General features: G+C 62.4%; 1 protein-coding gene. It reads right to left on the bottom strand.

Annotated elements, in window-relative coordinates:
* Positions 1-412: isoprenylcysteine carboxylmethyltransferase family protein (locus E5X34_RS32680; RefSeq protein WP_292573354.1), on the bottom strand; the 412-nt coding region annotated here is incomplete at both ends.

Raw genomic sequence — 412 nt, 5'->3', positions numbered from 1 at the left:
CGTCGCCGAATTCGGCAATCGCTTCGCGCTCCTCGGCCCGCGCCAGCCTCACATACATCACGACCAGCACCGGGAACATCGCCAGCGTCAGCAGCGTCGGCCACTGAACGAGGAAACCCAGCATCACCAGGATGAAGCCGGCATATTGCGGGTGGCGCACATGGCTGTACGGGCCGCTGGTGGCGAGAGAACGGTGCTGCTGAGCGTCGTAGAGAACGCTCCATGCGGCCGCGATCAGCCAGAACCCACCGCCGATCAGGACGAAGCTCAGCAGATGGAAGGGGCCGAAATGCGGATTGATCCGCCAGCCGAACATCATTTCCAAGAGATGCCCGGCGTCATGCGAGAACCAGTCGATCCCTGGATAGCGGGACTGCAGCCAGCCGGACAGCAAGTAGATGGTGAGCGGAAA

Source organism: Mesorhizobium sp. (genome assembly GCF_004963255.1).
In the GTDB taxonomy this organism is placed as follows: Bacteria; Pseudomonadota; Alphaproteobacteria; order Rhizobiales; family Rhizobiaceae; genus Mesorhizobium.
The sequence above is the reverse complement of the archived record's forward strand: the minus strand, read 5'-3'. Positions and strand labels throughout refer to the sequence as shown.